Origin of the sequence: Amycolatopsis sp. NPDC057786, from assembly GCF_042797905.1 — a bacterium.
GTDB lineage: Bacteria > Actinomycetota > Actinomycetes > Mycobacteriales > Pseudonocardiaceae > Amycolatopsis.
In genome coordinates, this window is record NZ_JBHVKW010000072.1 from 1 (window position 1) to 21,215 (window position 21,215).

Sequence of the window (21,215 nt, forward strand, 5' to 3'; positions counted from 1 at the left end):
GCCTTTTCACGTCAGCGATTCCCGCTGATGCGGTTCGCCGTGACGAAGACGGCGACCCGGCGTTCGGCGGCCATCACGCGGTCGTACTCGTCCCAGTCGTCGTGGGTCCCCGTCGCCGCGACGAAGACCTCGCGCAGCAACCGGGGAAGGCCTGCCGGGTCGAAGTCCGGATCCGGGTCGTCCGGACCGATCAGGTGCGTGCTTCCCTGGACCGCCGCCCACTCCCAGCCGCGCCGGAAGGTGACCGTGGCGTGGCCCGCCCGGCGGAACAGGTCGAGTTTCTTCACCCCGCCCATCGCTACGAAGGCGACTCCCGGTGCTTTGGTGACCGGGTCTTCGAAGACGCCGGCGTTGACCACCGAGGAGTGGACGGTGCCGTCCGCGCGGACCGTCGAGACGGTCGCGAGTCCGTTTTCGCGCAAGGAAAGTGTGCGGACGAGTTCGAGATCTGCGGCCATGGGACCACCGTAGCCCGCCCGGCCGGGGAAAGTGGGCCGAGCGGACCACCGGAAGGTCAGCAGGTGCCGTTGTCGCGCCAGACACCCCATTGGCCGCCTGCGCCGGGTTCCTCACCTTGCGTCCACCACTGCGCCGTCCACTTGTGCCCGTTGTGGGAGACGGTCGCTCCGCCGGTGTAGACCGAAGCGCGGTCCCAGGCGGGGAGCGAGCAGGTGCCCGGGTTTCCGGATCCGGTTTCCCAAGGCACCTGGCCCGACTTGTAGTAGTCGAGGCCCTGGGCCTGCCACCGCGGGGCTTGGGCGCCGAGGCGTACTCGGAAGGTGTTCCAATCGTGGGTCGACCACGGTGACCAGCCGAGCTCGGCGTGCGCGGGCAGGCGGGGGAAGGCGAGGTAGTCGATATTCGCCGGAGTGACCACGGTTTCGGTCCACAGCGGGGATTCGACGCCGCGGACAGCGGATTCGGGCACGCCGGAGAGGTAGGCACCCGGGTTCCAGTTGTAGGCGTCCTGGACCTCGATGTAACCGGCCCACGCGAGCCCGATCGGGGTACTGGAGTTGTACTTCATGTCCAGGTAGGCCTTGTTCGCCGGCGACAGGATCACCTTGCTGCCGCGGGCGACGGCGTTCGAGACCTCCGTGCTGGACGTCGTCGTGCCCCAGAACTGCGGCGTCGCCGTGGCGGGCAGGGTGGCTTTGCCGATTTCGTGCCAGCCGACGACCTGCTTGCCCGCGGCGGCCACCATCGGCAGCACCCGGTTCATGAACGTGCGGTAGTCCGCGTCGCTGGTGGCCTGGGCCTCGTCGCCGCCGAGGTGGAAGTACGGCCCGGGCGTCAGTGCGGCGACCTCGCGGATGACGTCGTTGACGAAGGTGTAGGTGATCTCCTTGGAGATGCAGAGCGAGCTGTAGCCGACGGCGGTGTCGGTGCGCAGCGGGGGAGCGGTGTTGTTGCAGTTCAGCTCGGCGTACGAGGCCAGCGCGGCGTTGGTGTGCCCTGGCATGTCGATCTCCGGGATGACCGTGATGAATCGCGAGGCCGCGTAGTTGACGATCTCCGTGTACTGCGCCTTGGTGTAGTAGCCGCCGGCGCCACCGCCGACCTGGGTGCTGCCGCCGTAGGTGGTCAGTCGGGGCCAGCTGTCGATCTGGATGCGCCAGCCCTGGTCGTCGGCGAGGTGCAGGTGCAGGTTGTTGATCTTGTACTGCGCCAGCTGGTCGATGTACCGCTTGACCGTGGCGACCGGATGGAAGTGCCGGGCGACGTCGAGCATCGCGCCTCGGTACCCGAATCGCGGGTAGTCCAGGATGTCGGCACCCGGGATCGTCCAGGGGCCTTGCTGGACCGTGGGGCTTTCGATCTTGCCCGGCAGCAGCTGCCGTAGCGTCTGCACGCCGCCGAAGAGACCTTGCGCGGTCGTCGCGCGCAGGACGACCGACGCGGAGGTCGAGTTGAGCTGGTAGCCCTGGTCGCCGACGCGAGAGTCGGCGCCGGACAGCAGGAGTGAGATCCCGTCGGCCGGGGTGCCCGAGGGTGCGTCGGAGACGGGCAGGGGGAAGCCGGTGGAGGCGCGGAAGATGCCGACGAGGTAGTCGCCGACGGCCTTGGCCTGCGCCGAACCGGGCTGGGTGTAGATCTTGGTGTTCGCGGTCAGGGTGTGGTCAGCACCAGTGGCCGCACGGACCGAGACCGGGACCGGGACGATCGCCTGCAGCGGCGGGGTGGCCGCGTCGGCGACGGGGGCGGCTGCGGTGGTGGCGCCGGCGAGCAGCGCCACCCCGACGAAGGCACGGCCCAGCCGCGCTTTCAAGGTCTTCACCGGGTGCCTCCAGGGGGACAGGGTGCGTGACGCACGTCACGCACGGATCCGATCGTCGCATTTTCGGTGTCAAAGGTCTAGACCACCAAGAGGGAACCTTGGAGTGACTCGAACGTCACATTCCGTGCCGCCACGGGGGGACTATCGTCGGAAACGTGTTCGAAGATCTGCGTTTTCCCGTGATCGCGGCCCCGATGGCGGGCGGGCCGACCACTCCCGAGCTCGTGGCCGCGGTGACCGCGGCGGGGGGATTCGGTTTCCTGGCCGGAGGCTATCTGAGCGCCGATGCCCTCTCGGACCGGATGGCGAAGACGGCCGAGCTGACCGGTGAGCCGTTCGGCGTGAACCTCTTCGTTCCGGGCGGCGCCGCCGAGGCGGACCTCGGCGCGCACATCGAGCGCTGGCGCGCCGAGGCCGAGCGCCACGGTGTCGAGCCCGGCGAACCGCGCTGGGACGACGACGCCTACGCCGCGAAGCTCGAGGTCGTCCTGGAGCGGAAGGTGCCGATCGTTTCGTTCACGTTCGGCACACCTTCGCCCGTGGACGTCGGACGCCTGCACGCCAACGGGAGCAAGGTGGCTGTCACCGTCACCAGCCCGGCGGAGGCCGATCAGGCCGCGGCTGTCGGCGCGGACGCCCTCGTGGTCCAGGGATTCGAGGCCGGAGCGCATCGAGGGCTCTTCGCTGACGAGCCCGGTGCTGAAGGCGGGGGCGCGCAGTACGGCGTTCTGAGCCTGCTCCGCCTGGTCTCGGCGCGGACGGATTTGCCGATCGTCGCGACGGGCGGGCTGGTGCACGGAGCCGATATCGCGGCAGTGCTGGCGGCAGGGGCCGTCGCGGCACAGCTGGGCACCGCTTTCCTGCGGGCGGACGAGGCCGGGACGCAGCCCGCGCACCGGCAGGCGCTCGCGGACGGCGGAAGGCCGACGGCGTTCACCAGGGCGTTCAGCGGGCGTCCTGCCCGGTCATTGGTCAACCGCGTGGTCGCGGACTTCTCGGCCTCGGCGCCGTCGGCGTATCCGGAGGTCAACAACCTGACCAAACCGATCCGCGCGGCGGCGGGCAAGGCGGGTGACCCCGAGATCATGTCCCTCTACGCTGGGCAGACCTACGAACTCGCGGGCTCCGGCCCGGCGGCGTCGATCGTCGAACGCCTCCAGGCCGAAGCCCGCGAAGCCGCTACGCGTTTGAGTCGTCTCCGCTGACCTGCTTCGCGTCGCCGTTGTCCGCGTTCATCGCGGAGTGACGGCGGCTGTAGGCGAAGTAGATGATCAGGCCGACGCCGAACCAGGCCGCGAACCGCAGCCAGGTCTCCGGGTTCAGGAACGTGATCAGCCAGATCGAGAAGACGACGCCGATGATCGGCACGATCGGCATGCCCGGCGTCTTGAACGTGCGGGGCAGGTCGGGCTGCTTGTAGCGCAGGACGATCACCGCGATGCAGACGACGACGAAGGCGAGCAGGATGCCGATGTTCGTCAGTTCCGCGGCCTCGCCGATGGGCAGTAGCCCGGCGATGACCGCCGAGGCGATACCGAGCACCCAGGTCATCCGGCTCGGCACCTTGCGGACCGGGTGGGTCTTGCTGAACCACTTGGGCAGCAGACCGTCGCGGCTCATCGAGTAGCCGACCCGGCTCGCGCCCATGAGGAAGGTGAACAGCACCGTGGTGATACCGATGATCGCGCCGACGGCGATGATCAGGCCGAGCCACTTCATGCCGAGCCCGGCGAAGGCGCTGGAGAAGGCGGCCTCGCTGTCGATGTCCTTGTAGTTGACCATCCCGGTCAGGACCAGGCAGGCCAGCACGTAGAGCACCATCGAGATGGCGAGCGAGTAGATGATCGCCTTCGGCATGTGCTTCTGGGAGTCGGTCGATTCCTCGGCAGCGGTGGACATGGCGTCGTAACCGAAGACCGCGAAGAACACCGTCGCCGCGCCGGTGAACGCGCCGCTGAGGCCGAACGGGAAGAAGTTCGAGTAGTTGTCGGTGTTGATGTGGAAGACACCGACGACGATGACCAGCAGGACCAGGCCGACCTTCAAGTAGACCAGCAGCGTTTCGAACCGGGCCGCGTTCTTCATGCCCTGGTTGAGGATGAAGGCGATCAGCAGGCACAGCAGCACGGCGAACAGGTTGATCTTGTAGGACCCCGGCGCGACATCGCCCGTTTCGGTACCCGGAGCGCCCAGCATCCAGGTCGGGAGCTTGATGTCGAGATAGCCCAGCAGTTCGTTGAAGTAGCCGGAGATGCCGATCGCGACCACCGCCACGATCGCGGTGTACTCCAGCAGCAGGTCCCAGCCGATGAACCAGCCGACGATCTCGCCCAGCACGGTGTAGCCGTAGGTGTAGGCCGATCCGGCGCGGGGGATCAGCCCGGCGAACTCCGCGTAGGAGAACGCGGCGGCGGCGCTGGCGATACCCGCGATGAGGAACGAGATGAGCACGGCGGGGCCCGCCGTCTTGTTCGCGACCGCGCCGGCCAGGGAGAAGATCCCCGCACCGATGATGCCGCCGACGCCGATCGCGGTCAGCTGTCGCAGGCCGAGCGTGCGTTGGAGCCCTCCGCCCCCACTGAGTTCTTGGATCTGATCGATCGGTTTACGGCGGAAAATCCCGGATCCCGAGCCCAGGCTGCGCGGTGCGGACATCGTCGTCTCCCAACAGGTTGTGCCCTTCGGACTGGGTCACAGTCCGAAGGGCACCGTACTGGCAGACGGGCGATCGCACCTATCCGGCGACGGTGTCCTCGCTCACTTCGGCGGCCACGCGAGCGGCGATCTTCGACGGCCTCGAGGCGCCGGCGGAGAAGTAGGTCAGCAGCTCGGAGATCTCGACGGGGTCGTCCAGCTGGGGGCAGTGGCCCCAGTCCTCGCGCACCATCAGCCTGCTGTGCGGGACCAGCGCGTGCAGCCGGCGTCCGGAGGCGGCGCTGACCAGCTTGTCCTTGCCACAGACGACCACCAGGAGCGGGACCCGGATCTCCTCGAGCCGGTACGCGTTCGCCAGCTCTTCGACGAGTTGCCTCGCCTGTTCGAGCCGGGTGGTGGTGGACCGGTAGTCCGGGAACAACGAGGTGAACCGGCGGACCTGGGTGGCGTCCGCGGCGGAGGAGTCGGCGTACAGAAGCCGGGGGACGACCTGCTCGGCGACGGCGCGCACGAGGAAACCGGGGATCGGCAGCGGCAGGGCCGAGTACATCCGGAGCGGCAGCGGGTACCGGGCCACGGTGCGGATGAGCCAGCTGTCCACGAAACCGGGCGCGGCGATCGACACCACGCCCGCGACGGGCAGCCGGTGGTTCTCGGCGGCCCGGAGACTCATCGTGCCGCCGAGCGAGTTGCCGGCGAGCACCACGGTGCCGAGTACCGCCTGCTCCTTGACCACCGCCGCGGTGAACGCGTCCAGCTGCGGGAGCATCGGGCCCGGCCGCAGTGGCTGAGCGTCACCGAATCCGGGCAGATCGACCGCGACCGCCGGAACACCGGCGGCCGCGAGCAACTCCAGAACCGGGCGCCAGGTGTCGGCGCTGTCGCAATAACCGTGCAGCAGCACCAGCCTCGGCGCCGTCGGCTTGACCTGTCCGCGCGCGGCGGCTCGCTTGCCGAGCACCCGCCGGGGTGCGCGGTCGGTGGACTCCACCGGCTGCGGCCCGACCTCGAGGACTCTTGTGCGGACACCGGCGTAGCGCCGGAACGAGACGCGGATCGGGTCGGCGTCGGTACTGGTCCGGCCCCCGGGGTCCGCCGGTTCGGGCCGCTGCGATGCGGTCATTCTTCAAGGCTAACCGCGAGACGTCGGATTTTGGTCGAACTTTGGTCGTGAAAAGCTCCCCGAGTCATAACGTTCTTGACACTTGACAAGACCGCGAAATGACTGTTTGACCTGCGAGGAGCGCGCGGACGTGCGCCTGTGTGCGCGGTTCATCGTGGCGCGGGGAAGGACTCACCCCTCCGATGAATGAGTGAAGACCACCTTGCCGGAAGTTTCCCCGTCGAGCATGTTCTTAAACCCGGTCTCGGCTTCCGCGAACGGCAGTTCGGCGCCGATCTGCGGACGGACCCCGGTGAGTTCCAGGTAGGCGAGGAGATCGTTCAGTTCGTCCCTAGTCCCCATGGTCGAACCCGCGATACGCAGTTGCAGAAAGAACACACGCTGCAACTCCGCGTGAGCGTCCGGACCGCTGGTCGAACCGGAGACGACGATGATCCCGCCCGGTTTGAGCGACTTCACCGAATGCGACCAGGTCGCCTTCCCGACGGTTTCGAAGACGGCGTCGACCCGCTCCGGCAGCCGCGCGCCGGACTCAAAGGTCTGATGTGCGCCCAGATTCTCGGCCAGCGCACGCTTTTCCTCGCTACGCCCGGTCACCCAGACCCGGAACCCCGCCGCGCGCCCGAGCTGGATGAGGGCGGTCGAGACGCCGCCGGAGGCGCCCTGCACGAGCATCGTCTGCCCGGGTCGCAGCCCGGATTTCACGAACAGCATCCGGTACGCGGTCAGCCACGCCGTGCCCATGGTCGCGGCTTCCGCGAAGGTCAGGCTCGACGGCTTCGGCACGACGTTGCGGGCCGGAACCACGACCTGCTCGGCGAAGGTGCCCTGGTACTTCTCGGTGAGCAAGGTGCGCTTCGGGTCGAGCGTGTCGTCGCCTTGCCAGCCAGGGGCGTTGATCACCGAGTGGACGACGACCTCGGTGCCGTCGTCGAGGGTGCCCGCGCCGTCACAGCCCAGGATCATCGGGAACTGCTCGGGTTTGATGCCGACGCCGCGTAACGTCCACAGGTCGTGCATGTTGAGGCTGGCGGCCCTGACGTTGACCCGCACCCAGCCTTCGGGCACGTCGGGCTCGGGTCGCTCGCCGATCACCAGCGAGTCCAGCGGCTTTTCGGCGTTGGGTTCGGATGCGTAGACGGCGAACATGTCAGCAACCTACATGGCCTGACCGGCGGTGGCAGTGGGTGCGAGCGTAGGCTCACATCGTGTTCAACGGGCTCGCAGACTGGTGGGACGGCGTCGAGTTGTGGCTCGCGCAGGCCCCGTTCCCCGTGCAGTTCGTGCTGGTCATGGCGGTCGTCGTGCCGCTGTGCCTGGTCGCGGCCTTGGTGCTCGATTCGGTGTTCGGAAAGGTCGCCCGGCTCTTCGGCACGGCCCGCGATGCGAACGACTCCGACGGGCCGTCCTAAGCTGGCACACCATGTTCAACCGTAGGCGGATCACCGCCGCCCTGATCGGCCTGATCGTGCTGGTGCTCGCAGGCTGGTTCGTCAAGGACGGCATCAGCGGTGACGACACGAAGAGCGCTCCGGCGAGTTCGTCCGCTTCGGCCACGCCGTCGGGTGACGCCGCGGCGGGCCAGGCGAAGGGCAAGGTCGCGGGCGCGGAGTCCGGGCTCCCTGTCAAACCGCTCACCGGACTTCCCCCGCAGGCGTCCGACACCTGGAAGCTCATTCAGGCGGGCGGGCCGTACCCGTATCCGCGCAACGACGACGTCACCTTCCAGAACCGGGAGAAGGTCCTGCCCGCCAAGGGGTCCGGTTACTACCGGGAGTACACGGTCAAGACGCCGGGCAGCCCTGATCGCGGGGCGAGGCGGCTGGTGACCGGTGGCGGCAAGGAGCTGTACTACACCGAGGACCACTACAAGTCCTTCGTCGTAGTGGATCCCAGCCGATGAGCGCGGCCAAGGAAGCGGCGGACAAGGCGTTCGCCCGCGGCGCGTATCCGCATCTGATCGACGGCACGCGGACGGTCGACAAGGACTCGACGCTCGATGCGATCGCGGAGGCCTTGTCGTTCCCCGACTACTTCGGGAAGAACCTCGACGCGCTCTACGACTGCCTCACCGACCTGTCGTGGCTCCCGGCCGGCGAGCACGTGCTGATCTGGTCCGGTTCCTCGGGCCTCAGGGAGCGCGAACCCAAGGCGTACCTGGCCGTCCGCAGCGTGCTTTCGGACGCGCAGCGGGCGCTGGGGCCCTCCGGTGACCGGAAGGACTCCCGGCGCCTCACTGTCGTCTTGCCGGACTAGACCTCCGGGACCCAGTTCGGCTTGCGCTTCTGCGCGAAGGCGGTAATGCCCTCCTGGCCTTCTTCGCTCGCGAAGAACCCGGCGGACAGCTTGTTCATGGCCTCGAAGCCTTCGGACGGCGTCGCCGGGCGAGGTTTGCTGAGCAGTTCCTTCGTGGCCGCGAGCGCCTTCGGTCCGCCGAGGGCGAGCGCCTTGACGTAGCGGGCGACCTCGCCGTCGAGTTCGTCGGCGGGGACGGCGGAGTTCAGCAGGCCGATCTCGACGGCGCGTTTCGCGTCGAAGGTGTCACCGGTCAGGAAGAGTTCGTGGGCGGCGCGGGCGTTGAGCCGCGGCAGCACGGTGAGTGAGATGACGGCGGGAACGACGCCGATCCGCACCTCGGAGAAGGCGAAGGTCGCTTCGTGGACGGCCACGGCGATGTCGGTCGCGGCCACCATGCCGATACCGCCCGCCCGCGCGGGGCCCGCCAGCTTGGCCACGACAGGTTTGGGGCTGGTCCACAGCTGCTCGAGGATCTTCGGGAACTCGTTGACGCCCTGGGCGCCCGCACCGGCACCGCGGGCCTCCTTGAGATCCATTCCCGCACAGAACACCGGACCGGTGTGGGTGAGCACGATGACCCGCACCGCGTCGTCCGCCTTCGCCTTGTCCAGCGATTCGCTCAGTTCACGCCGCAGCTGGGCGGAGAGCGCGTTGCGGTTGTGCGGGGAATCCAAGGTGATCGTGGCGGTGCCGCCCACCACGTCGTAGTGCACCAGTTCGTCAGCCATGCCCCACCTTCGCACGGGCGAAGTCGGGCCGGGCAGTGGCCTGCGCCACCATCTCCATGACGGTGGCGCAGGCACGGGTCAGCCGATCGTCGTCGTGGTGAAGGTCGGGCTCGGGTTCGGGAAACAGGCGGTCGGGGCGGAGACGTCGAAACCGGCGCTGACCACGGCGGTGAACGTCAGGCCCGGATCGCTGTAGCTGGTCCCGCCCAGTTTCGTCTCGATGGTGCCGGACGAGCCCGCGGTCAGATGCGCGGTCACGGTCGGCAGCTCGAACGTCGAGCCGCCCGCGATCGGGCCGGGGAAGCTCAGCGTCGCGACGCTGCCGGAGACGGTGATCTTCGGCGGGGTCGAGCCGATGCCGGAGCCGCCGGCGAGGTCGGCGCCCACCCAGGTCGAGTTCGCCGGGATCGGGATCTTCAGGGAGAAGTCCTTGATGTTCTTGACCTGGTAGCCGCTGACCTCGGCCGGGACGGTGTTCGGCGCCGGGTCAATGACGACGTCGAGCGCGGCGCCGGGGGCGACCGTGGCCGGAGCGGTGACGTCGGCGTCCTGGTTCAGCTTGAGGTACTTGTTGCCGACGAGCGGCGGCTTCGCCTCGCAGTCGAAGACGACAGTGGTCGCCGCGGAAGCCGGTGCGGCGAGCCCGACGAGCGGGACGAGCACGGCCGAGGCGCAGACCAGGGCACGGATGGCAGCCTTCATGTTCCACCTACCTGGGGGTTCGATGGGGAGAGAGGGAGCTGCGCAGCGTTTAGAGAGTTACCGGCAAGTTAAGTAACTCGTCAAGAAATCTCCGTTCCCATACGCGGGGCGTCACGGAACTGGGAACGGAACCCACCGAAAATCGGTATCAAGCGCCCGAACGGGACACGAAACTCTACTGGCCGTTGAGTGATCAGGCGGCGAGCCGGGCGGCGGCCACGTCGTAGCGGTCCAGGACGAGCCCGGCGATCCGCGGCTCCGGCCCCAGCGGCCCGGCGACGATCACCGACGGGTCGGCTTCACGGGCCAGTCGCGCGATCCGGTCCGGCAGGAGCCCCGGCGCGAGGAACCAGCCCGCGACCGCGAGCCGCTGCGCGCCGTTGAGCCGCAGCCGCGCGATGGCGGCGGGCACGTCCGGCTGCGCGGCGCTGGCGAAGGCGGGCGTCGCGAGCAATCCGCGGCGCAGGTGCCAGCGGGTGGTGATCCCGGCGACGGCGTCGTTCGCCGCTACGTTCGACGAACCGACGCCTGCCAGCAGGACACCCAGCCCGGGATCGTCCAGGTCGGCGCCCGCCTCGGTGAGCCGGTCCAGCGCGACCGTCTCGATGAGCGGGTCGATGCCCAGCACCCCGGAAACTCGCACGTCGAGGCCCGGGCAGTCCGCGGTCGCCTCGGCGACGAGCGCGGGCAGGTCGACCCGGGCGTGGTACGCGACACCGAGCAGCAGGGGCACCACGACGACCTCGCGATGCCCCTCGGCGTACAAACCGCGCAGGGCGTCGGTGAGCAACGGCTCCGAGAGATCCAAAAAGGACTCACGGATGTCCAGACCCGGCGCCAGCCCACGGGAGACGTCGAGCAGGGCGCGGATGGTCGCGGCCGACCGCGGATCACGGCTGCCGTGGGCGACGGCGAGGAGCGGTGGGGTCATGCGAACCTTTCGCCGACGAGTCCGGCCGCCAGTGTATCGCCGTCCTTCGGGTCGATGACCAGGAAAGCGCCCGTCCGCGGGCTGACGCCGTAGTCGTCGACGCCGATCTCCTCGGCCAGCCGGAGCGTGACCCGGCCGATGTCGTTGAGTTCCAACGTGCCCGGATCGTCCACACTGGACAACGTCTGTTCGTCGAACCGCGCGTGGAGTTCGCCGACGAGGGCCTGCACCGTCCGCGTCCCGTGCTTCACCAGCACCCGCGCTCCCGGTTTGAGCGCCTTGGCCGAGAGCCAGCACAGGGTCGCGGTGATCTCGTCGGTCACCGTCGGCTGCCGGTCGGCGGCGGCGATCAGATCACCCCGCGAGATGTCGACGTCGTCCGCGAGCAACAGAGTCACCGAGGTACCTGCGCCGGCTTCGGCGAGCGGCCCGTCGGCGGTGTCGATGGCTTCCACCCGGCTACGGATTCCTTGCGGGAGAACGACGATCTCGTCGCCCGGCCGGACGGTGCCCGCCGCGATCTGCCCCGCGTACCCGCGGTAGTCGGGGTGGTCGGCCGTGCGCGGCCGGATCACGTACTGCACCGGGAAGCGGAACGCCGAATCGTGCGGATCCGGCGCCACCGGAACGGTTTCCAGGTGCTCCAGCAGCGTCGGGCCGGAGTACCACGGGGTCTTGTCCGACTTCTCCGCCACGTTGTCGCCCACGAGCGCCGAAACCGGCACCGCGAGCACGGAACCCCGTTCGTAGCCCAGTGACGCGGCGTGCTCGGCGAACTCCTCGGCGATCACGGTGAACGTCGCTTCGTCGTAGCCGACGAGGTCGATCTTGTTGACCGCCAGCACCAGGTTCGGGACGCCGAGCAGGGCCAGTACCGCGGCGTGACGACGGGTCTGCTCGATGACGCCCTTGCGCGCGTCGACCAGCAGCACGGCCAGCTGCGCGGTGGACGCGCCGGTCACCGTGTTCCGCGTGTACTGCACGTGACCAGGGGTGTCCGCGAGCACGAAACTGCGTTTCGGGGTCGCGAAGTACCGGTACGCCACGTCGATCGTGATGCCCTGCTCGCGTTCCGAGCGCAGGCCGTCCACGAGCAGGGAGAGGTCCGGAGTGGACAGTCCTTTGTCGACACTGGCGCGGGTGACCGCGTCCAGCTGGTCGGCGAGGACGGATTTGGTGTCGTACAGGAGCCGCCCGACCAGGGTCGACTTCCCGTCGTCCACGCTGCCCGCGGTCGCGAGCCTGAGGAGGCTGGACATCAGAAGTACCCTTCCCGCTTGCGGTCTTCCATCGCCGCTTCCGACATCCGGTCGTCGGCGCGGGTGGCGCCGCGTTCGGTGAGCCGGGAGGCCGAGACCTCGGCGATGACCTCGTCCACCGTGGCGGCGGTCGATTCGATGGCGCCCGTGCACGAACCGTCGCCGACGGTCCGGTAGCGCACGGTCAGTTCCTTGACGACCTCGTCCGGCCTCGGCCCGCCCCACGGACCTTCGGCCAGCCACATGCCGTCGCGCTGGTAGACCTCGCGCCGGTGCGCGTAGTAGATCGACGGCAGCTCGACCTTCTCCCGCGCGATGTAGTTCCAGACGTCCGCCTCGGTCCAGTTGGACAGCGGGAAGACGCGGACCTGCTCGCCGGGGCGGTGACGGCCGTTGTAGAGGTTCCACAGTTCGGGGCGCTGCCGTCGCGGCTCCCACTGGCCGAAAGCGTTGCGCAGACTGAAGATCCGCTCCTTGGCACGGGCGCGCTCCTCGTCGCGGCGCCCGCCGCCGAAGACGGCGTCGAACTTGTTCTCGGCGATCGTGTCGAGCAACGGCGTGGTCTGCAAGGGATTGCGCATGCCGTCGGCGCGCTCTTCGAGCCTGCCGTCGTCGATCCAGTCCTGGACCTTCGCCACCACCAGCCGCAACCCGTGCTGCTCGACGACGCGGTCGCGGAAGTCGATGACCTCGTCGAAGTTGTGCCCGGTGTCCACGTGCAGCAGCGGGAACGGCACCGGAGCCGGCCAGAACGCCTTGATCGCCAGGTGCAGCAGCAGCGTCGAGTCCTTGCCGCCGGAGAAGAGGATCACCGGCCGGTCGAACTCGCCCGCCACCTCGCGGAAGATGTGGATGGCCTCGGATTCCAAGGCCGCCAGGTTGTCCTGTGCCGCGGCGGCGACTGGTTCGAGCGTGGTCATGTCGTCCCTTCTCACCCGTGCAAACCGCACTCGGTCTTGCCCTGCCCGGCCCACCGGCCGCTGCGCGGGTCCTGCCCCGGCGCGACCTTCGCGGTGCACGGCGCGCAGCCGATCGACAGATAACCGATGGATACCAACGGGTTCTCGAGGATCCCGTGCTCGTCGATGTAATCCCGGAACTCGTCGTCGGACCACGGCGCGATCGGGTTGATCTTCACCAGTCCGTTGCGGTCGTCCCAGGTGACGATGGGGGTGTTCGCGCGGGTCGGCGCGTCGACGCGGCGGACGCCGGTCACCCACGCCGAGTACTTCGCGAGCGTGTTACGCAGCGGCACGACCTTGCGCAGGTGGCAGCACTGGTTCGGGTCGCGCTCGTGCAGTTTCGGGCCGTATTCGGCGTCCTGTTCGGCGACGCTCTGTTCTGCCTCGGCGTTGACGATCCGCACCCCCGGGTACACCGCCTGCACCGCGTCACGGGTGCCGATGGTCTCCGGGAAGTGGTAGCCGGTCTGCAGGAACAGCACGTCGACGTCGGGTTTGACCTGGGTGGCCAGATCGATGAGGACGGCGTCCTGCATGTTCGAGGCGACGATGAAGTCGTCGCCGAAGGTCTCCGCGGTCCAGCGCAGGGCTTCGGTCGCGGTCGCCTCCGCGAGCTCCTTCGAAGCCCGTTCGGCGAGCGTCTTGTAGTCGGCAGTGGCGGTCATCCTTGCGACACCTCCGGAAAGGACAGTCCGAGGAACTTCACGGTGAAGACCCGGCGGCAGCCCGAGCACAGCCACGAGCCGCCCTCTTCCGGCCGCAGGTCTTCATCGCCACAGAAAGGGCAGTAGTACGGGGTCGCGCGCTCCGTCATTGCAAGACGCCCTCGTCGGCCCGCAGGACCCACTGGGCGAACCGCTCGCCGGGTTCGCGGCCGGCGATGTACGCCCGCACGACCCGTTCGACGTACGCGGTCAGCTCCGACGCGGTCACCTTGTGCCCGCGCAGTTTCCGGCCGAACCCGGCGTCCAGGCCGAGCCCGCCGCCGAGGTGCACCTGGAAGCCCTCGACCTGCTTGCCGTCCTCGTCGGTGACGATCTGGCCCTTGAGCCCGATGTCGGCGGTCTGGACGCGGGCGCACGAGTTGGGGCAGCCGTTGAGGTGCACGGTCACCGGGTTCTCGATCTCGGCCTGGATGTCGGCGAGACGCTTTTCCAGTTCGGTGACCAGTTCGATCGCGCGCGCCTTGGTCTCGACGATCGCGAGTTTGCAGAATTCCAGGCCGGTGCAGGCCATGATCCCGCGGCGCCACGGCGAAGGCTCGGTCTCCAAGCCGAGATCGGCCAGCTCGCTCTTCAGCCCGTTCACCTCGGCCTCGGGGACGTCGAGGACCACGAGTTTCTGGTGCGGCGTCAAGCGGACACGGTTCGACCCGGCCCGCTCGGCGGCCTTCGCGACGGCCAGCAGGATGGCGCCGGAAACGCGGCCCGCGACCGGCGCGGCACCGACGTAGAACTTCCCGTCGATCTGCGGATGCACGCCGACGTGGTCGATCTGGGCGGCGGGCACCTCGGGTGCCGGGCCGTCGGTCAGCTTGCGCTTGAGGTACTCGTCTTCCAGCACCTGGCGGAACTTCGCGGCGCCCCAGTCCTTCACCAGGAACTTGATCCGGGCGCGGGCGCGGAGCCGCCGGTAGCCGTAGTCGCGGAAGACGCTGATCACGCCTTCCCACACGTCGGGGACCTCGTCGAGGGAGACCCAGGCGCCCAGCCGCTGCCCGATCATCGGGTTGGTGGACAGCCCGCCGCCGACCCAGACGTCGAAGCCGGGGCCGTGTTCGGGGTGGTTCACGCCGACGAAGGCGACGTCGTTGATCTCGTGCGCGACGTCCTGCTGCCCGGAGACCGCCGTCTTGAACTTGCGCGGCAGGTTCGAGTAGCGCGGGTCGCCGATGTAGCGGCGTTTGATCTCGTCGATCGCGGGGGTGCCGTCGATGATCTCGTCGGCGGCGATGCCCGCCACCGGGGAGCCGAGGATGACGCGCGGGCTGTCCCCGCACGCCTCCATCGTGGTCATCCCGGCCTTCTCGAGCTTCGCCCAGATCGTCGGGACGTCTTCGATCTGGATCCAGTGGTACTGGATGTTCTGCCGGTCGGTGATGTCGGCGGTGTCACGCGCGTGGGTCTGCGAGATCTCGGCGAGCACGGCGAGCTGCTCGGTGGTCAGCGCGCCGCCGTCGAGCCGCACCCGCAGCATGAAATAGCGGTCGTCGAGCTCCTCGGGTTCCAGCGTCGCGGTGCGGCCGCCGTCGATCCCCGGCTTGCGCTGGGTATAGAGACCGAACCAGCGGAACCGGCCGCGGAGGTCACCGGGGTCGATCGAATCGAAGCCGCCGCGGGCGTAGATGTTCTCGATCCGCGCACGGACGTTGAGCGGGTTGTCGTCCTTTTTGGACCGCTCGTTGGGGTTCAGGGGTTCGCGATACCCCAGTGCCCACTGTCCCTCACCCCGTTTCTGTTTCACCCGGGGCGTGCGGGCAGGGGTCTCGCGCGTGGGCGACGACATGGGAGTCCTCCGGCAGATCGTGGTGGTGGCGGGGAGTCAGCGGTTCGTCGCACAGAGCGCGCTCGCCACACGACGGAGATCCACGTGGCGGCGTGCCACGAGGGTGATTCCGGCGCGGGTCATTGATTCAGCGTGCCACGCGCCCACTATGTGGTCCAGGCCGGTCCGAATGTTGGGAACAGTGTCCGGATTCCGTTGTTTTGGCTGGTCAGAGCCTCGGATTGAGGGTCAAGCCCGGGTTCGCCGCCGGGCATTGTGACGCAGAACGCGCGCTCCTCACGACGGCAGGACGCGGTCCACGATGATCCGGATGACCTCTTCGTCGGTGACGTCCGCGAGTACCTCCGGCAGGGTCAGCCGTTCGACGGTGAGCCCGGTCAGTGCGAGGTACATCAGCAGGACCTCCGGGCGCCCGCCCGGCATCCCGGCCGCGATGTGCCAGTCGACGCTCAAGTCGATGCCCTCGCGGATGGTCTTCGTCAGCGCGGCCGACAGATCCGGGCGCCGGGTGGCTTCGAGACGGAGTTCGAGCAGGGCGAGATAGGGCTCGCGGCGGGCGGTCAGGCGGCCCATGAGCTCGCCGAGCAGGACGCCGACCCGGTCGTGGGACGGCGATTCCGCCTGCGGGTTGGCCATCACCTCGGCCGGGGCCGACAGCCGCTCCTGCACGCGGACGCCCACCTCGCCGAGCAACTGGTCCCGGTTGCGGAAGTAGTTGGACGTCGTTCCCGGCGGAACGTCCGCCTCGACGTCCACGGCGCGGTAGGTGAGCCCGCGGGCGCCCTCGCGGGCGAGGACGGTGATGGCGGCGTCGGTCAGCGCGGTCCTGCGCTCCGGGTTCTGTCGCATCGGGACATTCTCCTTGCCTCGGTCAAACCACTATGTCTATAGTACTACGCATCAAGTGGTTCGAACTGGGAGGAAACACCAGATGCAACTCAGCGGTTTCGGTGCCTGTGTGCTCGTCGACGACATCGCCGAGACCACCGCCTGGTGGAAGCGGCACATGCAGTTGACGGTGACGATCGAGCTCGACTGGTTCTCCAGCCTCAACGTCGGCGTCCCCGGTTATGAAATGAGCTTCGCCAAGCGTGGGCACAAGGCCACGCCGGAGCCGTGGCGGGCGCAGGAAGCGGCCGGCTCCATGGTCGGCTTCATGGTCGACGACGCGGCGGCCGAGTACGAGCGGCTGCGCCAGGAGGGGGTCAAGATCGTCACCGAACTCGTGGACGAGGAGTTCGGCCAGCGGCACTTCTACATCGAGGACCTGAACGGCTTCCTGATCGACATCATCGAGGCGATCCCGCCGTCCCCGGAATGGCTGGCCGCGAACGGGTTGGCCTAGTACCGCTTCGGGTGAGTGAAGCCGCGCGGGGCCGCCGACGCCGCTAGCTTCGATCTCCGATCCACAGAGGACGGAGGAGTTGCGCATGCGCCGATGGGTGGTCGCCGCGATGGTGCTGGCGTCCCTGCTGATCCCGGGTACCGCTTCCGGGGCACAGCAGGGGTGCAGGCTGATCTCGCCCGATGAAGGGGCGGTGTTGCACAAGGGTGACTCGTACCGGTTCGAGGCGGTCGGCTGCTCGCCGGGCGTCCGGGGGCATGTGGCCCATACGGTGCTGGTCGAGGTCGCCATGAGCCGCGACGCCGTCACGGACCGCTACGGCGACTGGTCGGTCGACCACGTGGTCAACGACTACTCGCTGAGCATGGAGACCCTCGTCTGGGTGCGGTTCGAGGACGGCACCCGCTCCACGTCGGTCAAGGTGCGCATCGCCGACAGATAGCCTCGTCTCGTGAAGGCCTCTTTCCCCGGGGAAGGAGGCCTTCACGGCGTGGGGGACACTGGGGTGTGCCCGCGTTGCTGCCCGAAACCACCACGCCCGTCGAGTCCGCGCTCCCCGAGAGCGCGCTGGAAGGGCTCGGCACGCGACCGTTCGGTGTCTACGTGCACGTCCCCTTCTGCGCGACCCGCTGCGGCTACTGCGATTTCAACACCTACACCGCCGGAGAGCTGGACAGCGGTTCGTCGCCGCAGTCCTGGCTCGAAGGCCTCAAACGCGAGTTCGACCTGGCCGCGCGCGTGCTGGGGAAGCCGCCCGCGGTCGACACCGTCTTCGTCGGCGGCGGAACCCCGTCCCTGCTCGGCGCCGAAGGACTCCGAAGCGTTCTCGACGCCGTTCGTGACACTTTCGGGCTCACGCCGGACGCCGAGGTGACGACCGAGTCCAACCCGGAGTCCACCTCGCCCGAGTTCTTCGCTGGTATCCGCGACGCCGGGTACAACCGGATCTCGCTCGGGATGCAGTCGGCCGCGCAGCACGTGCTGAAGATCCTCGACCGCGTGCACACCCCGGGCCGTCCGGTCGCGGCCGCCGAAGAAGCCCGCGCCGCGGGGTTCGAGCACGTCAACCTCGACGTCATCTACGGCACGCCGGGGGAGCGGACCGAAGACCTCCAGGCTTCGCTGGACGCGGTGCTCGCCGCGGGTGTCGACCACGTCTCGGCGTACGCGCTGATCGTCGAAGAGGGCACCGCGCTCGCCCGCCGCATCCGCCGCGGCGAACTGCCCGCGCCGGACGACGACGTGCTGGCCGCCGACTACGAGATGATCGACCGCCTCCTCGCCTCGGCGGGGCTGCGCTGGTACGAGGTGTCCAACTGGGCGACCTCGGAGGAAGCCCGCTGCCGGCACAACATCGGCTACTGGCGCGGCGGGGACTGGTGGGGCGCCGGGCCCGGCGCGCACAGCCACGTCGGCGGCGTCCGGTGGTGGAACGTGAAACACCCGGCCCGGTACGCCGCGACCCTGGCGGCAGGGGAGTCGCCCGCCGCCGGCCGTGAACTGCTGACCGACGAAGACCGGCATCTGGAACGCGTGATGCTGGAACTCCGGCTGTCCGAAGGGCTTCCGCTCGACGCGCTCGACGACGACGGCCGGGCCGAAGCCCGGGCCGCCGCCGCCGAAGGACTGCTGGATCAGTCCGCTTTGGACGGTCAGGGCCGGGCGGTGCTGACCGACCGGGGGCGGTTGCTGGCCGACGGTCTGGTGCGACGGCTCACGTGAACGGAGGTGTTGCGAAAGCCACTTTCGCAACGTTGAAGGTTGTGAAAGTGGCTTTCGCAACTTCCTCGGCCGACATGGCGGCCCGGGTGACGAAGGCGTCGCGAAAGCCACTTTCGAGACATCCAACGTCCCGAAAGTGGCTTTCGCGACATGCGCCGGCATAACGGGGCCGACGGGGCAAGCCACGACTGACCTATGCCTCGCGCGAGGTCGAAGCGAGTCCCAGCGCCCGGTCCACCCACCGGCCGACCGGCAGCGCCACCACGATCGCCGCCAGCACCAGGTGCACCAGCATGAACATCACCGCGACCGGAACGCTCGGCGGCCCGCCGAGGAACACGATCATATGCGACGCCCACTTCAGCTCGGTCGGTTTCGTTCCCGCCGCCCAGACGTCGTTGAGCGCCCAGAACGTCAGGTCGTTCGCGCCCGAGATCACCACGAGGATCGCCGCGACGCCGGTCTTGAGCACGTTCGCCGTCCGGCCGCCGCCCAGCCGGTACGCCATCAGCCCGAACAGGACGATGAACGTCACGATGAACAGTTCGAACTGGTACACCGGCTGGAAGGCGTTCTCGTCGGTGGCGGCGTTCCTGGCGAACGCCTGGATCCGCATGATCAGCTCGGTGTCCAAATAGGACATGTAGACGAACACCGCGAGCACGATCAGCGCCGGACCCCATTTGGTCCTCGGGAAGAGCGCCACCGTGGCGACCGCGAACACGAACGGGCACAGCTTGAAGGCCCAGTCGACGACGTTGTCCAGCGTCTGGTCCGGCGGCAGGATGACCATGATCAGCAGCGTGGTCACCACGGCCGGGACGGCGGGCACCAGCCACAGCCATTTCCGCCGCCGGTACAGCGCGGGAATCCAGCCGTCGGTGTCGGGCAGTGTCGCGGTCACAGGTCGTCCTTCTCTGCCCAGAACGGCCCGAGGGCGAGGGCGTCGACATCGGTCTTGAGGTAGCAGGCCACCGCGTCGGCCGGGCTGGCGACGATCGGTTCGTTGTTGTCGTTGAACGAGGTGTTGACCACCATCGGCACGCCGGTGATCTTCTCGAACTCGCTGATCATCCGGTAGTACAGCGGGTTGTCGGATTCGGTCACCGTCTGCACGCGGGCGGTGCCGTCGACGTGGGTGATGGCCGGGACCTCGTCGCGTTTGTCCGGCAGGACGTCGAACACCAGCAGCATGACCGGCGACGGATAGTCGCTGACGAACCAGTCGCCCGCGCGTTCCGCCAGGCACGACGGCGCGAACGGCCGGAAGGCCTCGCGGTGCTTGACCTTCTCGTTCATTCGCGTCTTCGAGTCGGGGTCGCGCGGGTCGGCCACCAGTGAACGGTTGCCGAGCGCACGCGGCCCGCACTCCATCCGGCCCTGCACCCAGCCGATGATCTTGCCCTCGGAGATCTTCTTCGCCGTGTGCGCGGCGATGTCGTCGACCTTGGTGTAGCGGACCCCGGCGTCCTGCAGCGCCAGTTCCATCTCCGCCTCGGTGTAGTCGGGGCCGGTGTAGGTGTAGCCGTCGCGGGGACGCGGCTTGCCGTACTTGCCGACCGACACCTCCAGCGCCGAACCGAGCGCGCAGCCGTCGTCGGCGGCGGCGGGCTGGGCGAAGAAGTCCTCGAACGGGGTCTCCAGCAGGATCCGCCCGTTCATCACGCTGTTCAGCGCGACACCGCCCGCGACACACAGCCGTCGCGACCCGGTTTCCCGCTGCAGCCAGCGCGCGATGTGCAGCCCGGCTTCCTCCAGGGTGACCTGCAACGCGTAGGCGACGTCGCAGTAGTGCTGCGGCACGGGGTTCTCCGCGGTCACCCGGGTCTTGGGCCGTGCGGGGCCGAACAGGTCGGTGAACTTCTTCGACATCACGTGCTTGCCGGTGCGATGGTGGCCGAAGAAGCTCAGGTCGAGCTCATAACCGCCGTCGTCGTCGAGGTGGATCAGCTGCTTGAACGCGTCGACGTAGGTGTCGTTGCCCAGCGGCGCCAGCCCCATGATCTTGCCTTCGTCCCGGGTGGGGTAGAAGCCCAGATAGCCGGTGACGCCGGCGTACATCGCGCCGAGCGAGTGCGGGAACTTGATCCGCCGGATGTCGATGATCCGGTTTCCCTTGCCGTGGCCCAGATAGGTCGCGGTGCCATCGCTGCCGATCCCGTCGAAGGTGAGCACCGCCGACTCTTCCCACGGCGAGATGAAATATCCGCTCGCGGCGTGCGCCTTGTGGTGGTCGACCAGATGCGTCTTGAACTTCGTCGGGCCGGTCCAGCCCACGGCCTCCTTCACGTCGCGTTCGAGGGTGAAGGACCGCTTGATGTGCGCGAGCACCGCGCCGCCGACGTGGTAGTCGTCGACGCCCTTGCCGCCACCGGTCTTGAACGTCTCCACCATTCCCGCCGAGGAGCCACCTTCGTCGCCGTTCTGGTTGCGGAAGACCTCCAGCGTCGCCGGGAAGTACTTCGCGAACACCTTCGCCGCGTGGATGCCTTCGCGCCAGCGCTGCCAGTAGTAGGCGACGTGGTCGACGTCGGCGAGGGTGATCCCGCCGCGCTCCAGGCAGAACTTGATCGCCTCAGCGGGGAAGTCCCCGTCGTGCTTCTTCCGGGTGAAGCGTTCTTCTTCGGCGAACGCGATGATCTCGCCGTCACGCACGAGCGCGGCCGCCGAGTCGTGGACCCTGCTGATTCCCAGTACGTACATTTCC

General features: G+C 68.5%; 24 protein-coding genes. 7 read left to right on the forward strand and 17 right to left on the reverse strand.

Going from position 1 to position 21,215, the window contains the following annotated elements:
• Window positions 1-11 precede the first annotated feature (11 nt).
• Window positions 12-458: a pyridoxamine 5'-phosphate oxidase gene (locus ACFVM3_RS29230; protein ID WP_378443178.1), complete on the reverse strand. Its 447-nt coding sequence runs from the start codon at window positions 456-458 to the stop codon at window positions 12-14.
• Between the two features lie 56 nt (window positions 459-514).
• Entirely contained in the window at window positions 515-2,278 is a 1,764-nt protein-coding gene (locus ACFVM3_RS29235; protein WP_378443179.1) for a family 20 glycosylhydrolase, read from the reverse strand.
• Between the two features lie 155 nt (window positions 2,279-2,433).
• On the opposite strand from ACFVM3_RS29235, the gene ACFVM3_RS29240 reads away from it, so the two are divergent.
• On the forward strand, window positions 2,434-3,483 hold the full coding sequence (locus ACFVM3_RS29240; RefSeq protein ID WP_378443180.1) for an NAD(P)H-dependent flavin oxidoreductase: 1,050 nt from the start codon (window positions 2,434-2,436) through the stop codon (window positions 3,481-3,483).
• On the opposite strand, the gene ACFVM3_RS29245 is transcribed toward ACFVM3_RS29240, so the two are convergent.
• The 3 genes from ACFVM3_RS29245 to ACFVM3_RS29255 all read right to left on the reverse strand — a co-directional run bounded on the left by ACFVM3_RS29245 (window position 3,458) and on the right by ACFVM3_RS29255 (window position 7,205).
• Complete coding sequence (locus ACFVM3_RS29245) at window positions 3,458-4,933, reverse strand: amino acid permease (RefSeq protein WP_378443181.1); 1,476 nt, start codon at window positions 4,931-4,933, stop codon at window positions 3,458-3,460. The two genes, ACFVM3_RS29240 and ACFVM3_RS29245, sit on opposite strands and share 26 nt — an antisense overlap.
• Before the next feature lie 79 nt (window positions 4,934-5,012).
• The gene (locus ACFVM3_RS29250; RefSeq protein WP_378443182.1) at window positions 5,013-6,056 is read right to left on the reverse strand and encodes an alpha/beta hydrolase; all 1,044 of its coding nucleotides are present in this window, start codon (window positions 6,054-6,056) and stop codon (window positions 5,013-5,015) included.
• Window positions 6,057-6,227: 171 nt separating this feature from the next.
• On the reverse strand, window positions 6,228-7,205 hold the full coding sequence (locus tag ACFVM3_RS29255; RefSeq protein ID WP_378443183.1) for a zinc-binding dehydrogenase: 978 nt from the start codon (window positions 7,203-7,205) through the stop codon (window positions 6,228-6,230).
• A gap of 59 nt (window positions 7,206-7,264) precedes the next feature.
• Between ACFVM3_RS29255 and ACFVM3_RS29260 the strand changes: the two genes are divergently transcribed.
• From ACFVM3_RS29260 to ACFVM3_RS29270, 3 genes are read left to right on the forward strand one after another with little or no spacing between them, the layout of a single operon-like run.
• Window positions 7,265-7,468: a hypothetical protein gene (locus ACFVM3_RS29260; RefSeq protein WP_378443184.1), complete on the forward strand. Its 204-nt coding sequence runs from the start codon at window positions 7,265-7,267 to the stop codon at window positions 7,466-7,468.
• 11 nt (window positions 7,469-7,479) lie between these two features.
• Complete coding sequence (locus ACFVM3_RS29265; protein ID WP_378443185.1) at window positions 7,480-7,959, forward strand: ribonuclease domain-containing protein; 480 nt, start codon at window positions 7,480-7,482, stop codon at window positions 7,957-7,959.
• Window positions 7,956-8,312: a barstar family protein gene (locus ACFVM3_RS29270; protein ID WP_378443186.1), complete on the forward strand. Its 357-nt coding sequence runs from the start codon at window positions 7,956-7,958 to the stop codon at window positions 8,310-8,312. Before ACFVM3_RS29265 ends, ACFVM3_RS29270 begins: the two co-directional genes overlap by 4 nt.
• On the opposite strand, the gene ACFVM3_RS29275 is transcribed toward ACFVM3_RS29270, so the two are convergent.
• From ACFVM3_RS29275 to ACFVM3_RS29320, 10 genes are all read right to left on the reverse strand, one after another.
• Window positions 8,309-9,082 (reverse strand): enoyl-CoA hydratase family protein, encoded by a 774-nt coding sequence (locus ACFVM3_RS29275; protein ID WP_378443187.1) that lies wholly within the window; start codon window positions 9,080-9,082, stop codon window positions 8,309-8,311. The two genes, ACFVM3_RS29270 and ACFVM3_RS29275, sit on opposite strands and share 4 nt — an antisense overlap.
• 78 nt (window positions 9,083-9,160) lie before the next feature.
• Window positions 9,161-9,784 (reverse strand): cyclase, encoded by a 624-nt coding sequence (locus ACFVM3_RS29280; RefSeq protein ID WP_340685470.1) that lies wholly within the window; start codon window positions 9,782-9,784, stop codon window positions 9,161-9,163.
• Window positions 9,785-9,977: 193 nt separating this feature from the next.
• Window positions 9,978-10,715, reverse strand: a complete 738-nt coding sequence (locus ACFVM3_RS29285; RefSeq protein ID WP_378443188.1) for a sirohydrochlorin chelatase — start codon at window positions 10,713-10,715, stop codon at window positions 9,978-9,980.
• A complete protein-coding gene (locus ACFVM3_RS29290) occupies window positions 10,712-11,974 on the reverse strand; it encodes a sulfate adenylyltransferase subunit 1 (RefSeq protein ID WP_378370802.1) in 1,263 nt (420 codons plus the stop codon). Before ACFVM3_RS29290 ends, ACFVM3_RS29285 begins: the two co-directional genes overlap by 4 nt.
• Window positions 11,974-12,894 (reverse strand): sulfate adenylyltransferase subunit CysD, encoded by a 921-nt coding sequence (gene cysD, locus ACFVM3_RS29295; RefSeq protein ID WP_034316337.1) that lies wholly within the window; start codon window positions 12,892-12,894, stop codon window positions 11,974-11,976. Before cysD ends, ACFVM3_RS29290 begins: the two co-directional genes overlap by 1 nt.
• Before the next feature lie 11 nt (window positions 12,895-12,905).
• Window positions 12,906-13,601 carry a phosphoadenylyl-sulfate reductase gene (locus ACFVM3_RS29300; protein WP_192745816.1) on the reverse strand — a complete coding sequence of 232 codons (696 nt, stop codon included), beginning with the start codon at window positions 13,599-13,601 and terminating at the stop codon, window positions 12,906-12,908.
• Complete coding sequence (locus ACFVM3_RS29305; RefSeq protein WP_034316341.1) at window positions 13,598-13,750, reverse strand: hypothetical protein; 153 nt, start codon at window positions 13,748-13,750, stop codon at window positions 13,598-13,600. The genes ACFVM3_RS29300 and ACFVM3_RS29305 overlap by 4 nt, the downstream gene beginning before the upstream one ends.
• A complete protein-coding gene (locus ACFVM3_RS29310; protein WP_378443189.1) occupies window positions 13,747-15,441 on the reverse strand; it encodes a nitrite/sulfite reductase in 1,695 nt (564 codons plus the stop codon). The genes ACFVM3_RS29305 and ACFVM3_RS29310 overlap by 4 nt, the downstream gene beginning before the upstream one ends.
• A 36-nt stretch (window positions 15,442-15,477) precedes the next feature.
• Entirely contained in the window at window positions 15,478-15,564 is an 87-nt protein-coding gene (locus ACFVM3_RS29315; RefSeq protein WP_360907593.1) for a putative leader peptide, read from the reverse strand.
• Window positions 15,565-15,717: 153 nt separating this feature from the next.
• Window positions 15,718-16,290 carry a TetR/AcrR family transcriptional regulator gene (locus ACFVM3_RS29320; RefSeq protein ID WP_378443190.1) on the reverse strand — a complete coding sequence of 191 codons (573 nt, stop codon included), beginning with the start codon at window positions 16,288-16,290 and terminating at the stop codon, window positions 15,718-15,720.
• Window positions 16,291-16,372: 82 nt separating this feature from the next.
• Between ACFVM3_RS29320 and ACFVM3_RS29325 the strand changes: the two genes are divergently transcribed.
• The 3 genes from ACFVM3_RS29325 (at window position 16,373) to hemW (ending at window position 18,508) form a co-directional block, all read left to right on the forward strand.
• Complete coding sequence (locus ACFVM3_RS29325; protein ID WP_378443191.1) at window positions 16,373-16,786, forward strand: VOC family protein; 414 nt, start codon at window positions 16,373-16,375, stop codon at window positions 16,784-16,786.
• A gap of 85 nt (window positions 16,787-16,871) precedes the next feature.
• Window positions 16,872-17,228, forward strand: coding sequence for a hypothetical protein (locus ACFVM3_RS29330; protein ID WP_192745812.1), 357 nt, complete (start codon window positions 16,872-16,874; stop codon window positions 17,226-17,228).
• Between the two features lie 65 nt (window positions 17,229-17,293).
• Window positions 17,294-18,508, forward strand: coding sequence for a radical SAM family heme chaperone HemW (gene hemW, locus ACFVM3_RS29335; RefSeq protein WP_378443192.1), 1,215 nt, complete (start codon window positions 17,294-17,296; stop codon window positions 18,506-18,508).
• A 193-nt stretch (window positions 18,509-18,701) separates the two neighbouring features.
• On the opposite strand, the gene ACFVM3_RS29340 is transcribed toward hemW, so the two are convergent.
• Both ACFVM3_RS29340 and ACFVM3_RS29345 read right to left on the reverse strand, forming a co-directional pair.
• Window positions 18,702-19,412, reverse strand: a complete 711-nt coding sequence (locus tag ACFVM3_RS29340; protein ID WP_378443193.1) for a hypothetical protein — start codon at window positions 19,410-19,412, stop codon at window positions 18,702-18,704.
• Complete coding sequence (locus ACFVM3_RS29345) at window positions 19,409-21,211, reverse strand: carbamoyltransferase C-terminal domain-containing protein (protein ID WP_192745809.1); 1,803 nt, start codon at window positions 21,209-21,211, stop codon at window positions 19,409-19,411. Before ACFVM3_RS29345 ends, ACFVM3_RS29340 begins: the two co-directional genes overlap by 4 nt.
• Window positions 21,212-21,215 lie beyond the last annotated feature (4 nt).

Excerpts from the sequence above, each read along its gene's own strand:
- ACFVM3_RS29255 (WP_378443183.1), bottom strand. The coding sequence starts at position 7,205 with ATGTTCGCCGTCTACGCATCCGAACCCAACGCCGAAAAGCCGCTGGAC.
- ACFVM3_RS29275 (WP_378443187.1), bottom strand. The coding sequence starts at position 9,082 with ATGGCTGACGAACTGGTGCACTACGACGTGGTGGGCGGCACCGCCACG.
- ACFVM3_RS29285 (WP_378443188.1), bottom strand. The coding sequence starts at position 10,715 with ATGACCCCACCGCTCCTCGCCGTCGCCCACGGCAGCCGTGATCCGCGG.
- ACFVM3_RS29315 (WP_360907593.1), bottom strand. The coding sequence starts at position 15,564 with ATGACCCGCGCCGGAATCACCCTCGTGGCACGCCGCCACGTGGATCTC.
- ACFVM3_RS29245 (WP_378443181.1), bottom strand. The coding sequence starts at position 4,933 with ATGTCCGCACCGCGCAGCCTGGGCTCGGGATCCGGGATTTTCCGCCGT.
- ACFVM3_RS29330 (WP_192745812.1), top strand. The coding sequence starts at position 16,872 with ATGCGCCGATGGGTGGTCGCCGCGATGGTGCTGGCGTCCCTGCTGATC.
- ACFVM3_RS29270 (WP_378443186.1), top strand. The coding sequence starts at position 7,956 with ATGAGCGCGGCCAAGGAAGCGGCGGACAAGGCGTTCGCCCGCGGCGCG.
- ACFVM3_RS29305 (WP_034316341.1), bottom strand. The coding sequence starts at position 13,750 with ATGACGGAGCGCGCGACCCCGTACTACTGCCCTTTCTGTGGCGATGAA.
- ACFVM3_RS29290 (WP_378370802.1), bottom strand. The coding sequence starts at position 11,974 with ATGTCCAGCCTCCTCAGGCTCGCGACCGCGGGCAGCGTGGACGACGGG.
- ACFVM3_RS29265 (WP_378443185.1), top strand. The coding sequence starts at position 7,480 with ATGTTCAACCGTAGGCGGATCACCGCCGCCCTGATCGGCCTGATCGTG.
- cysD (WP_034316337.1), bottom strand. The coding sequence starts at position 12,894 with ATGACCACGCTCGAACCAGTCGCCGCCGCGGCACAGGACAACCTGGCG.
- ACFVM3_RS29320 (WP_378443190.1), bottom strand. The coding sequence starts at position 16,290 with ATGCGACAGAACCCGGAGCGCAGGACCGCGCTGACCGACGCCGCCATC.
- ACFVM3_RS29310 (WP_378443189.1), bottom strand. The coding sequence starts at position 15,441 with ATGTCGTCGCCCACGCGCGAGACCCCTGCCCGCACGCCCCGGGTGAAA.
- ACFVM3_RS29230 (WP_378443178.1), bottom strand. The coding sequence starts at position 458 with ATGGCCGCAGATCTCGAACTCGTCCGCACACTTTCCTTGCGCGAAAAC.
- ACFVM3_RS29280 (WP_340685470.1), bottom strand. The coding sequence starts at position 9,784 with ATGAAGGCTGCCATCCGTGCCCTGGTCTGCGCCTCGGCCGTGCTCGTC.
- ACFVM3_RS29250 (WP_378443182.1), bottom strand. The coding sequence starts at position 6,056 with ATGACCGCATCGCAGCGGCCCGAACCGGCGGACCCCGGGGGCCGGACC.
- ACFVM3_RS29325 (WP_378443191.1), top strand. The coding sequence starts at position 16,373 with ATGCAACTCAGCGGTTTCGGTGCCTGTGTGCTCGTCGACGACATCGCC.
- ACFVM3_RS29345 (WP_192745809.1), bottom strand. The coding sequence starts at position 21,211 with ATGTACGTACTGGGAATCAGCAGGGTCCACGACTCGGCGGCCGCGCTC.
- ACFVM3_RS29300 (WP_192745816.1), bottom strand. The coding sequence starts at position 13,601 with ATGACCGCCACTGCCGACTACAAGACGCTCGCCGAACGGGCTTCGAAG.